We start from the raw sequence: 11,584 nt of genomic DNA on the forward strand, positions 1-11,584 counted from the left end.
GTCACTCCACGACGGCCGGATGGCGCAGCCGCCCAAGCAGCGCTGACAGCGTGTCGAGATCATCATTGGAAAGCCGGGAGCCGACCAACTCCGCAATCGACCGGCCGTAGACGGCCCACATGCGGCGGCGCGTTTCGCGCCCGTTGCCGGTGATGCGGACTGTTTGTCCGCGGCCGTCATCGGCAACTGGAAGCTTCTCGACCAGCCCGTCGGCTTCGAGCCGCGCCAGGAGCCGGGAGATGTTGTATTGCGCAAACAGGGTACGCTCGGTGAGTTGGAACGGCCGCAATCCGCCCTCGCCTGCCTCGGCAAGCTCATGCAGGACGTCGTACCAGGCAAGCGACGGCAAGCCACTGTCCTTCAGCGCGTCCTCTGCTCTTTCCAACAGCTGGCGCGAGACCCGCATCAGGCGGGCCCAGGCCTTGATGGCTGGAGGTGAAGGAATCCCGGTCATGGTTGCAGCATAGGCGATAGATGCAATTGCATCAAGCTTGACGATCGATGCAAATGCATCTAGATAGATGCAATCGCATCAATCGTGAGAGGCAATTCCGATGAAGCATGAAATCTGCAAGATCGCCGACATTCCGGAAACAGGCAGCCTGATCGCTCCGTTTTTCGGCCGCGAGGTCCATGTCTACCGCAGCGGCGAACGTATCCGCGCCGCCGCCAATGTCTGCCTGCATTTCGGTGGCCCGCTCGACTGCAAGGACAGCAAGCTCGTCTGCCAATGGCACGGCGCCTCGTTCGACATGGCGAACGGTGATCGCCTCGAAGGCCCGGCGCCGAAGGGCTCCCGCCTGATGTTCCTCTCCACCCGCGTCGAGGACGGCGCCTTGAACTATGTCTGGGGAGAGTGAGATGACCGACAAGCTCACTCTCGTCAGCCACCATCTTTGTCCCTACGTGCGGCGCGCGGCGATTTCACTTCGCGAAAAGGACGTGCCGTTCGAGCGCATCGCCGTCGATCTCGCCAACAAGCCTGCCTGGTTCAAGGCGATATCGCCGCTCGGCAAGGTGCCGCTGCTCCGCGTTGAGCATGACGGCCAGGAAACGGTGATCTTCGAATCGCTCGTCATCCTCGAATTCCTCGAGGAAACCCAACCCAATCCGCTGCATCCCACCGATCCCTATGCCCGTGCCCGGCATCGCGCCTGGATCGAATTCGGCTCGGCAATCCTCAATGCCGTCGGCCGCTTCTATTCAGCGCCTACGGAAGCCGCGATGTTCGCTGAAAGCGAGGCGCTATCGGCAATGTTCGATCGCCTGGAAGTGGAACTGGCGAACGGCGCGGCTGGGCTATGGTTCGCCGGCGAGCGCTTTTCACTGGTCGACGCGGTCTACGGGCCGATTTTCCGCTATTTCGACGTCTTCGACCGGATCGGCGATTTCGACATCCTGGACGGAAAGCCGCATATCCAGGCCTGGCGCAAGGCACTGCGCGAACGCTCATCCGTAAAGGACGCGGTCGCTCCCGATTATGCGCAACGCCTCTATGCATTCTTGCAGGCCAAGGGTTCGCACCTTTCGGAAATCATCCGCCAAAACGATTCAACCACAGCGCTTCCGCAAGCCCGATCCGCCTGAACAGATCGACCACCCTTCCAGCCATCATCGAGGCAAGGATATTCGTTTCCGGCGGAATTCTTGCCACTGTCGCCACCAGCCTGTCGCGAACGCAGGTCTCCAGCGCAGTATCGATACGGTCCGTTCCGCGTAACTGATCGCCGCGCCGGCAATTGCGATATCCAGAGAATTGCCCATTTGCCCGACCAAACCCAGGCCAGACAATCCTTCAGCGCTGTCGCTAAATCAAGCCGCCGTCTCGGCCTGGAGGCTCAGCCTTCGGCAGCATCGAAAACCTTCCGCGCCTCGCGTACAGCGCCGTGATTGAGCTCGGCCCATTGGATCAGCTGATGCAATGGTCCAAACATCGAGCGCCCGAGATCGGTGAGGCTGTATTCGACGCTCGGCGGTTTGGTCGGAAACACCTGGCGATGCACATAGCCGTCGCGCTGCAGATCGTGCAGCGTCTGGGTGAGCATGCGCTGTGAAATATCGGGCACGAGGCGCCGCAACTCGCCAAAGCGGTACGGCTTCTCGGCCAAGGCCTCCATCAGCAGCGAACTCCATTTATTGCTTATGCCCTGGATCACGTCGCGAACCGGGCAATCCGCAAGGTTTCCGCCACCGCTGCCTGCTTTATAGATCTCGAGCTTCGATCTCAGATTGACGATCTTGCCGTCCATGGCTGGTTCCCTGGGTGTGCCTACCTCCCGCAAAACTGCCTTCTTTACGAGGATGGGTCAATTCCTATTTTAGTGCTGGTCTCTTTTTGAGACTAACATATGAACCCGCCGCTCCGGCGCAACGTCAGGACCTTTCATGACCGACACCCTTCTCGTCACCGGCGCCTCCGGCCAGCTTGGCCGCGGCGTCATCAATCATCTGCTTGACACGCTCAAGGTCTCGCCTCAGCGCGTCATCGCCGCCACCCGCAATCCGGAAAATCTGGCCGATCTGGCAGCGCGCGGCGTCACCATCAGGGCGGCCGACTTCGACGACACAGCATCGCTGGCCAGTGCGTTTACCGGCGCCGACAGGGTTCTGATCATTTCGACAAACGAGCTTGCCCTTCCGGGCAAGCGCCTGAAGCAACATGAGGCCGCGGTCGCCGCCGCAAAAAGCGCGGGCGTTTCGCATCTGCTCTACACATCGATGCCCAATCCGGAGCCAGGATCGCCGGTGCTGTTTGCGCCCGATCACCACGGCACCGAGCAGGCGATCAAGGCGAGCGGTATCCCCTACACCATCTTCCGCAACGGCTGGTACCAGGAGAACCTGTTCATGGCGCTGCCGCACGCCATCGCCTCGGGGCAGTGGTACACATCCGCTGGAGACGGCCGCATTGCCCATGGCGCGCGCGACGATATGGCAGCCGCGATCGCCGCCGGTCTCGCTTCGAGCGCAACCGAAAGCACGACATACACGCTGACCGGCCCCAAGGCCCACACGATGGCCGAGATTGCAGCCCTCGTCACCGAGGTCACCGGCAAGCCGATCGAAGTTGTCCAGCTTTCGGATGAAGCGCTGACCGAGGGATTGAAGGCAGCCGGCGTTCCCGAGGCTTTCGCCCCCGTTATCGTTTCCTTCGACACCAACACGCGCTCCGGCCGCATCGGCATGGTAACCGACGCGGTCGAGACGCTGTCCGGCAGGAAGCCGCAGCCGCTGAAGCAATTTCTTGAAGCAAACAAGGCGGCTCTGGTGAGCTAAGCCTCACAATGGCCGTGCCCTTCGAAGGGCGCGGCCATTTGTTTAGATAGCCACCTGCGTCCCGATCTCGACCACGCGTCCGGTCGGGATCTGGAAATATTCCGTCGCATCAGCCGCCGTGCGCGCCAGCCCGATGAACAGCTTGTCCTGCCAGACCGGCATGCCGGAATTGGGCGAGGCCTTGAGCGAGCGCCGCGACAGGAAGAAGGATGTCGTCATGATGTCGAACTTCCAGCCCTGCTTGCGGCAGATCGCCAGCGCGCGCGGGATGTTGGGCTGCTCCATGTAGCCGAAGGTCAGCGTCACCCGCATGAACAGCTCGTTGACCGTCTCCATCTTGACGCGCTCGCTGTCGGGCACGACCGGCTGCGGTGCCGTCACCACCGAAAGGATAACGTTCTGCTCGTGCAGCACCTTGTAGTGCTTCAGGCTGTGCATCAGCGCCGTCGGCGCGCTCAGCGGGTCGCTGGTCAGGAACACCGCGGTGCCCGAGACCAAATGCGGCTTCTTCTTCAGCAGATTGCCGGCAAGGAAATCCAGCGGGATCTCGTTCCGGCGGGTCTTTTCGAACAAATAGCGGGTACCGCGGATCCAGGTCCACATGGTCAGCACAATAACTGCGGCAATGGCAAGCGAGGACCAGCCCCCTTCAAACACCTTGACTATGTTGGCTGCAAAGAAGCCGGTATCGACGAAGGCGAACACCGCCATCAAGGCGACCGCGACGCCGAGCGGCCATTTCCAGATGCGCGTCATCACAACAAAAAGCAGTATGTTCGTCACCAGCATGTTGCCAGTCACCGAAATACCGTAGGCCGAGGCCAGGCGGCTGGATTCGCCGAAGCCGACCACCAGCAGCATCACCACCAGCGCCAGCATCAGGTTGATGCGCGGCAGATAGATCTGGCCCGACTGTTTTTCCGACGTGTGCTGGATGACGAAACGCGGCAGCATATTGAGCTGCACCGCCTGCCTGGTCAGCGAGAAAGCGCCGGAGATCACCGCCTGGCTGGCGATGACGGTCGCCGCCGTCGCCAGCACGACCATCGGAATAAGCGTCCAGCCCTGGTTCATCTCGAAGAAGGGATGACCGACAACGCCGCCATTTGCCAGCACGAAGGCGCCTTGCCCGACATAATTGAGCAACAGACAAGGGAACACGATTGCCAGCCAGGCGAGCACGATCGGCTTGCGGCCGAAATGGCCGAGATCGGCATAGAGCGCCTCGGCGCCGGTGACGGCGAGGAAGACCGCACCAACCGTGACGAAGGCGACGTCGGGCGAGTTGACCAGGAACGACACGATGTAATGCGGGCTGATTGCCAGCAGGATTTCCGGATCGGCGATGATGTGGTTAATGCCGGAAACGCCGATGGCCAGGAACCATAGCGCCGTGACTGGTCCGAACACCAATCCCACGCCGCCGGTGCCAAACCGTTGTACAGCAAACACGATCGCGAGGATGGCCAGTGTCAGCGGCACCACATAGGGCTGGAATGTCGGCGTGACGACATTCATACCTTCGACCGCCGATAGCACCGAGATCGCCGGCGTAATGACTGCGTCGCCGAAAAAAAGCGCCGCGCCGACGATGCCGATGCCGAGGATCACCGCCGAGCGCGTCGGGAAACTGTTGCGCGCCAGCGCCATCAGCGACAGCACCCCGCCCTCGCCGCGATTGTCGGCGCGGAGCACGAACATGATGTATTTGATGGTGACGGTGATCGTCAGCGACCAGATGATCAGCGAGAGTACGCCGAGGATGTCGCCACGGTTGGCGACGTTGCCACCGGCCGATGCGTGCAACGCCTCTCGGAATGCATAGATCGGGCTGGTGCCGATATCGCCGTAAACCACGCCGAGCGCACCCAGCATCAGCACCTTGGTGCTGTGCTGCTCGACCTCAGAATGGCTCGATTGTTCGACAGGTTCTGCCTCGTTACCAGCATTGGTAAGGGCCATGGACGACACTCCGATAAGCGGGCGGTGCTCTACGCTTGCTGCGCTGCAATATCAAGTGCCGTCACGTAATGGCTCCGTCCCGATATTGCGAGTCCTCCACGACTTGGCAGACTCAGTCCCATCGGCAGACCACCTGGAATGTCGCAACGGACACGTTTTTAAATAGCCACCTGCGTCCCGATCTCGACCACGCGTCCGGTCGGGATTTGGAAATACTCCGTCGCATCGGCCGCCGTGCGCGCCAACCCGATGAACAGCTTGTCCTGCCAGACCGGCATGCCGGAATTGGGCGAGGCCTTGAGTGAGCGCCGCGACAGGAAGAAGGATGTCGTCATGATGTCGAACTTCCAGCCCTGCTTGCGGCAGATCGCCAGCGCGCGCGGGATGTTGGGCTGCTCCATATAGCCGAAGGTCAGCGTCACCCGTATGAACAGCTCGTTGACCGTCTCCATCTTGACGCGCTCGCTGTCGGGCACGACCGGCTGCGGTGCCGTCACCACCGAAAGGATGACGTTCTGCTCGTGCAGCACCTTGTAGTGCTTCAGGCTGTGCATCAGCGCGGTCGGCGCGCTCAGCGGATCGCTGGTCAGGAACACCGCGGTGCCCGACACCAGATACGGCTTCTTCTTCAGCAGATTGCCGGCAAGGAAATCCAGCGGGATCTCGTTCCGGCGCGTCTTGTCGAACAAATAGCGGGTGCCGCGGATCCATGTGGACATGATCAACCCCATGCCGCAAGCGACCGTGATCGACACCCACCCGCCTTCGAGGATCTTGACGACGTTTGCGAGGAAAAATCCGGTATCGATCGTGCCAAACAGCAGTGTGAGCGCGGCTGCCAGTGCAAGCTGCCATTTCCACCGGAACCGCATCACCACAAACAGCAGGATGGTTGTCATCAGCATTTCGCCAGTCACCGAAATGCCATAAGCGGAAGCCAGCGAACTCGAACTGCCAAAGCCGACCACCAGCAGCATCACGCCGAGCGCGACCACCAGATTGACCCGCGGCATGTAGATCTGGCCGGATTGCATCTCGGAAGTATGCTGCACCTCGATGCGCGGCAGCAGATTGAGCTGCACCGCCTGACGGGTCAGCGAGAAAGCTCCGGAGATCACCGCCTGGCTGGCGATCACCGTCGCTGCCGTCGCAAGGCCAACCATGGGCATCAGGGCCCAATCGGGCAGCATCTGAAAGAATGGATTGGTGGGTTTGCCGCCGTTGGCCAGAACGAACGCGCCTTGTCCGAAATAGTTGAGGAGCAGACAAGGGAACACCACGGAGAACCACGCCAGCACGATCGGCCTGCGCCCGAAATGACCGAGATCGACATAGAGGGCCTCGGCCCCGGTGACCGCTAGGAACACCGCCCCGACCGTGACGAAGGCGCCGGTGGGCGTATTGGCCAGATAAGCGACCGCGTAATAGGGATTGATCGCCAGCAGGACCGACGGGTCGTCCAGCAGATGATAGACCCCGGCGGCGCCGATGGCCAGGAACCACGTTGCCGTCACCGGCCCGAACACGGCCGCCACCCTGCTGGTGCCAAAGCGTTGCACGGCAAAAAGCATTGCAAGGATGATCAGCGTAATCGGAACCACAAAGGTTTCCAGCGTCGGGGTTACCACTTCCAGCCCTTCAACCGCCGAAAGCACGGAGATGGCCGGCGTTATGATGGCGTCGCCGAAAAAAAGCGCCGCGCCGCAAAGTCCGATCCCCAGAATGAACCGGGCTCCCTTTGGATAAGCGTTGCGCGCAAGCGCCATCAGCGACAGCGTGCCGCCCTCACCCTTGTTGTCGGCTCTGAGTACGAAAGCGACGTACTTTATCGTGACGATGATCGTCAGCGCCCAGACGATAAGCGACAGCACGCCAAGGACGTCATTGCGCGCTACCGGTCCCGACGATGCGTGCAGCGCTTCCCGAAACGCGTAGATTGGGCTCGTGCCGATATCGCCGTAAACCACGCCCAACGCGCCCAGCATCAAAACTCTGGTGCTGTGCTGCTCGGCCTTGGAGTGGCTGGATTGTTCGATGGGTTCTGCCTCGCTACCAGCGTGGGCAAGGGCCATGGACGACACTCCCATAGACGTGCGGTGCTCTATACTGCGGGATGGAAAGGATGCGCTGCCATGCCGGGAACGCATGGCCTATCGGCTCGCCTCTCTCTACCAGCCACAAGCCTTCAGAAACCGCCTGACCGTTGCGGCCATGCCATACTCCAACGCATCGGCTGTCAACCCATGTCCGATCGACACTTCGGCCAATGCCGGGATGCGCCTGGCCAGTGCCGGCAAATTGCTCACCACAAGATCGTGCCCGGCATTGACCTGGAGCCCTGCAGCAAGTGCGGCATCCGCAGTCTTTCCCAATTTCTCCAATTCCTTCGCCGCCTTTGCCGAATCGGAATGATAGCTGCCGTATGGGCCCGTATAGAGTTCGATCCGGTCGGCGCCGGTGTCGCGAGCGGCTTTCACGCCATCGGGGTCCGGATCGGAAAACAGCGACACGCGAAAGCCTCCCTTCTTCAGGCGCTTGACGACCGGTGTCAGGAACGCAGCCTCGGCGGCGAAGTTCCAGCCATGGTCGGAAGTCGCCTGCGCCGGGTCGTCGGGCACCAGCGTCACCTGCTCCGGCTGATGCTTTTCCACAAGCGCCAGGAAATCCTCGGTCGGATAGCCCTCGATGTTGAATTCCGCATTCGGGAACTCGTCGTCGATCAGCGCCCTGATCTCAGGCAGATCGGAATGCCTGGTGTGCCGCTCGTCGGGTCGCGGGTGCACCGTCAGCCCATGCGCGCCGGCGGCAAGGGCGATGCGCCCGAGCCCTGTCACGCTTGGCCACGGCAGGTCTCGCCGGTTGCGCAGCATGGCGATGGCATTGAGGTTCACGGAAAGCTTTGCAGGCATTTGCACGGTTCCAGGCTGATCTCGGCGCGCATCTATACCGTCTTTAACGGGAACAGACAGAGGGTTTCAGGTGTTCCAAGGGAACGAAGAAAATCGAGCGCAAGGAGTTCCCTGTTGAATTTTCTCGATGCCGTACCGGCGATCCGCCGCATCGATACCGATCGCGAAGACCTCTTCGCCATCGATGTCGTCGGCCATGTCGCAGCGGCCGACGCCGAAAACCTGTTCGGATTGCTGGAGGCAGCCTACGCGCTGCACCCGAAAATCGACGTGCTGGTGCGCCTGATCGACCATGAGGGTGTCGACTGGACCGATGTATCGGACGAGACGATCGAACAGGGCATAGCTCATGCGGTGGAGCATATCGGCCGCTGCGCGGCGGTCGGTGAGCCGAACTGGATAGCGGAGGCAAGAGCCTTTTTGCCCGCCTCTTTGCCTATCGAACTCCGGCATTTCGGGGCCAAGGACGAAGCCGCTGCCTGGGAATGGCTTGGCGCCAACCCGATCGCCCAGCGCTGATACGGCCGCCCTATCGGACGATCGTCAGCCGTTCGGCCGCGCGCGTGATGGCGGTGTAGAGCCAACGCTGCCGGGTTTCCTTGAACGCCCAGCTTTCGTCGAAAAGCACGATCTCGTTCCACTGCGATCCCTGCGCCTTGTGCACGGTCAGCGCGTAGCCATAGTCGAAATCGTCGAAACGTTTCTTCTGTTGCCAGGGAATGTCGGCGTCCGGGTCTTCGAACGCCGCCTTGAGCAGCTTGATCTTGGCGACACTGCGATCCGGGTCGTCTTCCTCCGGCGAAACCAGCAGATTGATGCCGGGCTTGACCGTCTCGCGCGACGAGGTCATCACCTTCCACAACGAGCCGTTGAGCAGTCCCTTGGCCGGATCGTTGCGCAGGCAGACTAGCTTGTCGCCGGCTTGCGGATAATCGGCGTTGAACCCCTTCAGCTCGCGCAGCCGCTGGTTATAGCGACGTCGCGTACGGTTGGTGCCGACCAGCACCTGGTCCGCCTTCAGCACCAATTCCTGGGTTACGTCTTCCTTGCCGATCACTTGCGCCGCGCCATAGTCGCCGCGCATGAACTCGCGGCCCTCGCGCACGTCAAGCGCAAGCCGGATGATCGGGTTGTCACGCGCCTGGCGATGGATTTCGGTGAGCAGAATGTTCGGCTCATGGTCGGTGAAGAAGCCGCCGCCGGAGATTGGCGGCAACTGGCCGGGATCGCCGAGCACCAGGATCGGCGTGCCGAAGCTCATCAGGTCACGGCCGAGTTGCTCGTCGACCATTGAGCATTCGTCGATGACCACGAGCTTGGCCCGCGAGATCGGGCTCTGCCGGTTGAGCGAAAATGTCGGCGACATCGAGGTCTTGCCGGTCACCTCGTCCGATACCGATTCCTCGCCCTTCGGCCGGTAGATCAGCGAATGGATGGTGCGGGCATTGACCGCGCCCTTGGAACGCAGCACCTGCGCCGCCTTGCCGGTAAAGGCGGCGAACTGCACCTGGCCGTCGACATGCTCGGCGAAATAGCGCGCCAGCGTCGTCTTGCCGGTGCCGGCATAGCCGAACAGCCGGAACAGCTGCGGCCTGCCGGCTTTCAGCCAGCCGGCCACCGCCTTCAGCGCCTCGTCCTGTTGAGGAGAGAATTCCATCAGCGCGACAGACCGGATTCGCGAGGGAAAGTCGAGTGCCATGCCGTCGCTGCCGACCATGGCGCTGCGACGGATCAGGCTATCAGCGACAAACAGGAACGTAAAGAGAACAACGCCGGGCGACGACAGCTTACCCAGCCCGCTGCGGATCGTTCTCCAGCAGGATCGGCTTGCCATGCGGCGTAGCATGCGCGGCGCGTTCCCAGGCAGCGGCAAGGATATCGACGTCGTTCCTACCGGCAACGCCTTTGGTCGACAGCAGCTTTTCCAGCGCCGCCAGCCAGTGCTCGTAGTAATCGTGACCGTCGCTCGCGGCGCCCGGCCGCTTCACCTCGGTCGACAAGGCGTCCGCCCATTCGCTCCAGGAAAACAGCCCTCTGTCGTGCAGCGCCACTGTGATGGCGAAGGCTTCCGCTTGCCACGGCTCGGCAAACACCGACGCCTCGACACCGGCGGGCAATAAGGCGGCAACTGAGCTAGTCTCACGTCGGTTCAAGATAGCTCTCCCAGGCATCGATCGACACGACAAGTGTCGGATCGGCGCCCTCGCCCCAGATTTCGCCGCCGGTGAAGGCCACCGTATAGACCCATTGCGGGTTTTCGCCTTGGCCGTGCGCATTGGTGTCGGGAAAGACAAAGCCGTCGCGCACGGCCTCGACGACGCCTCGCTTGCCGCGTGCATAGCGCGGCAACCTGGTGTGGCCCGTCGGATGAAAGTTCTTGGTTCGCACGAGGTCGCCCGCCTTGAACCGCGCCGGCGCAGCGACCGGCCGGTCGCAGGGCCCGCCCTTGGCCAGCACCGCCGGAACATCTTTAGCCTTCAGCACCCTTTTGGGTGTCGCTGCCGGATCAACTGGGTTGCCCACGGTCAGATCGCGGTCGCTGACGAAACCATGGCGTTTGAGCAGCACCTCCAGTGCCTTGATCCAGATTTCGTAATAACTCGACGCATAGTAGTCGGCCGGGTGCAGCGATTCCCGCGCATGCCGGCTTTCGTCGATGGTCCAGGCGCCCATGGCGCCGGCGCACAAGGTCACGCCAAGCGCCCGCCTTTCCCAATCGGCATGGAAATAGGGTTCGTCCTGTTCGGGCGCGACCGGCCCGAAACCCATCTGTCCGCCGAGATCCTGCGGCCCGTTCATGCCGGCTCCCGCGCCAACGCCGTGCCGATCATGGCATCGCGTGTCACCAGATCGGCGAGCCGTGCCTCATCCCAGCCCTCCGTGCCCCTGGGCCGCATAGGCACGACCAGATAACGCAGCTCGGCGGTCGAATCCCATACCCGGATTGTCGTCGTCGCCGGCAAGGTCAGCCCGAATTCCTCGAGCACGCCGCGCGGATCGATCACCGCGCGCGAACGGTAAGGCGGCGCCTTGTACCAGACCGGCGGCAGGCCGAGCACCGACCACGGATAGCAAGAGCATAGCGTGCAGACGACGAGGTTGTGCGTGTCGGCCGTATTGAACACCGCCTGCATGTGCTCGCCTTGCCGGCCGGTGTAGCCGAGCGATTCGATGGCCGCCGTCGCATCACGCTTCAGCCATGCGGCAAACCCGGGATCAACCCAGGCCTTCGCCACCACCTTTGCGCCGTTGCGCGGCCCGATCTTGGTCTCGTAGGTGTCGACGATAACGTCGATCGCCGCCGGATCGATCAGGCCTTTGCGGGTGAGAATCGTCTCCAGCGCGCGCACGCGCGCCGCAAAAGGATCAAGCTCGTTGTCGTGGTCGTGATTGTGCGGCATGGCGTCAAATTACGATCGCGGACACCCGGCCGCAAG

Annotated in this window: 13 protein-coding genes; 4 read left to right on the forward strand and 9 right to left on the reverse strand. The window is 62.0% G+C overall.

The window, feature by feature from the left end; genetic code table 11:
• Position 1: 1 nt before the first annotated feature.
• On the reverse strand, positions 2 to 454 hold the full coding sequence (locus NKI95_RS19705) for a MarR family winged helix-turn-helix transcriptional regulator (protein WP_352718954.1): 453 nt from the start codon (positions 452 to 454) through the stop codon (positions 2 to 4).
• Between the two features lie 100 nt (positions 455 to 554).
• On the opposite strand from NKI95_RS19705, the gene NKI95_RS19710 reads away from it, so the two are divergent.
• On the forward strand, positions 555 to 860 hold the full coding sequence (locus NKI95_RS19710; RefSeq protein ID WP_352718955.1) for a Rieske (2Fe-2S) protein: 306 nt from the start codon (positions 555 to 557) through the stop codon (positions 858 to 860).
• A gap of 1 nt (position 861) precedes the next feature.
• Entirely contained in the window at positions 862 to 1,587 is a 726-nt protein-coding gene (locus NKI95_RS19715; protein ID WP_352718956.1) for a glutathione S-transferase family protein, read from the forward strand.
• Positions 1,588 to 1,838: 251 nt separating this feature from the next.
• On the opposite strand, the gene NKI95_RS19720 is transcribed toward NKI95_RS19715, so the two are convergent.
• A complete protein-coding gene (locus NKI95_RS19720; protein ID WP_352466906.1) occupies positions 1,839 to 2,249 on the reverse strand; it encodes a winged helix-turn-helix transcriptional regulator in 411 nt (136 codons plus the stop codon).
• 136 nt (positions 2,250 to 2,385) lie between these two features.
• On the opposite strand from NKI95_RS19720, the gene NKI95_RS19725 reads away from it, so the two are divergent.
• Entirely contained in the window at positions 2,386 to 3,276 is an 891-nt protein-coding gene (locus tag NKI95_RS19725; RefSeq protein WP_352718957.1) for an SDR family oxidoreductase, read from the forward strand.
• 42 nt (positions 3,277 to 3,318) lie between these two features.
• Here NKI95_RS19725 and NKI95_RS19730 read toward each other — a convergent pair whose 3' ends face one another.
• From NKI95_RS19730 to NKI95_RS19740, 3 genes are all read right to left on the reverse strand, one after another.
• Positions 3,319 to 5,238, reverse strand: coding sequence for a potassium transporter Kup (locus NKI95_RS19730; RefSeq protein WP_352718958.1), 1,920 nt, complete (start codon positions 5,236 to 5,238; stop codon positions 3,319 to 3,321).
• 158 nt (positions 5,239 to 5,396) lie between these two features.
• Positions 5,397 to 7,310 carry a potassium transporter Kup gene (locus NKI95_RS19735; protein WP_352718959.1) on the reverse strand — a complete coding sequence of 638 codons (1,914 nt, stop codon included), beginning with the start codon at positions 7,308 to 7,310 and terminating at the stop codon, positions 5,397 to 5,399.
• A gap of 96 nt (positions 7,311 to 7,406) precedes the next feature.
• Positions 7,407 to 8,147 (reverse strand): pyridoxine 5'-phosphate synthase, encoded by a 741-nt coding sequence (locus tag NKI95_RS19740; RefSeq protein ID WP_352718960.1) that lies wholly within the window; start codon positions 8,145 to 8,147, stop codon positions 7,407 to 7,409.
• 114 nt (positions 8,148 to 8,261) lie between these two features.
• Here NKI95_RS19740 and NKI95_RS19745 point away from each other — a divergent pair, with 114 nt between their 5' ends.
• Entirely contained in the window at positions 8,262 to 8,666 is a 405-nt protein-coding gene (locus NKI95_RS19745) for a SpoIIAA family protein (protein ID WP_352466911.1), read from the forward strand.
• 10 nt (positions 8,667 to 8,676) lie between these two features.
• Here NKI95_RS19745 and NKI95_RS19750 read toward each other — a convergent pair whose 3' ends face one another.
• The 4 genes from NKI95_RS19750 to nthA form a co-directional block, all read right to left on the reverse strand.
• Positions 8,677 to 9,804, reverse strand: a complete 1,128-nt coding sequence (locus tag NKI95_RS19750; RefSeq protein WP_352719023.1) for an ATP-dependent DNA helicase — start codon at positions 9,802 to 9,804, stop codon at positions 8,677 to 8,679.
• 130 nt (positions 9,805 to 9,934) lie between these two features.
• Positions 9,935 to 10,318: a nitrile hydratase accessory protein gene (locus tag NKI95_RS19755; protein WP_502909210.1), complete on the reverse strand. Its 384-nt coding sequence runs from the start codon at positions 10,316 to 10,318 to the stop codon at positions 9,935 to 9,937.
• Complete coding sequence (gene nthB, locus NKI95_RS19760; RefSeq protein ID WP_352718962.1) at positions 10,287 to 10,946, reverse strand: nitrile hydratase subunit beta; 660 nt, start codon at positions 10,944 to 10,946, stop codon at positions 10,287 to 10,289. The genes NKI95_RS19755 and nthB overlap by 32 nt, the downstream gene beginning before the upstream one ends.
• Positions 10,943 to 11,548, reverse strand: coding sequence for a nitrile hydratase subunit alpha (gene nthA, locus NKI95_RS19765; protein ID WP_352718963.1), 606 nt, complete (start codon positions 11,546 to 11,548; stop codon positions 10,943 to 10,945). The genes nthB and nthA overlap by 4 nt, the downstream gene beginning before the upstream one ends.
• Positions 11,549 to 11,584 lie beyond the last annotated feature (36 nt).

The organism is Mesorhizobium sp. M0306 (assembly GCF_040321655.1).
Taxonomy (GTDB): domain Bacteria; phylum Pseudomonadota; class Alphaproteobacteria; order Rhizobiales; family Rhizobiaceae; genus Mesorhizobium.

Bases quoted from the DNA above. Each gene is read 5' to 3' on its own strand.
- NKI95_RS19705 (WP_352718954.1), bottom strand. From the start codon at position 454: ATGACCGGGATTCCTTCACCTCCAGCCATCAAGGCCTGGGCCCGCCTG.
- NKI95_RS19710 (WP_352718955.1), top strand. From the start codon at position 555: ATGAAGCATGAAATCTGCAAGATCGCCGACATTCCGGAAACAGGCAGC.
- NKI95_RS19715 (WP_352718956.1), top strand. From the start codon at position 862: ATGACCGACAAGCTCACTCTCGTCAGCCACCATCTTTGTCCCTACGTG.
- NKI95_RS19720 (WP_352466906.1), bottom strand. From the start codon at position 2,249: ATGGACGGCAAGATCGTCAATCTGAGATCGAAGCTCGAGATCTATAAA.
- NKI95_RS19725 (WP_352718957.1), top strand. From the start codon at position 2,386: ATGACCGACACCCTTCTCGTCACCGGCGCCTCCGGCCAGCTTGGCCGC.
- NKI95_RS19730 (WP_352718958.1), bottom strand. From the start codon at position 5,238: ATGGCCCTTACCAATGCTGGTAACGAGGCAGAACCTGTCGAACAATCG.
- NKI95_RS19735 (WP_352718959.1), bottom strand. From the start codon at position 7,310: ATGGCCCTTGCCCACGCTGGTAGCGAGGCAGAACCCATCGAACAATCC.
- NKI95_RS19740 (WP_352718960.1), bottom strand. From the start codon at position 8,147: ATGCCTGCAAAGCTTTCCGTGAACCTCAATGCCATCGCCATGCTGCGC.
- NKI95_RS19750 (WP_352719023.1), bottom strand. From the start codon at position 9,804: ATGGAATTCTCTCCTCAACAGGACGAGGCGCTGAAGGCGGTGGCCGGC.
- NKI95_RS19755 (WP_502909210.1), bottom strand. From the start codon at position 10,318: ATGCCTGGGAGAGCTATCTTGAACCGACGTGAGACTAGCTCAGTTGCC.
- nthB (WP_352718962.1), bottom strand. From the start codon at position 10,946: ATGAACGGGCCGCAGGATCTCGGCGGACAGATGGGTTTCGGGCCGGTC.
- nthA (WP_352718963.1), bottom strand. From the start codon at position 11,548: ATGCCGCACAATCACGACCACGACAACGAGCTTGATCCTTTTGCGGCG.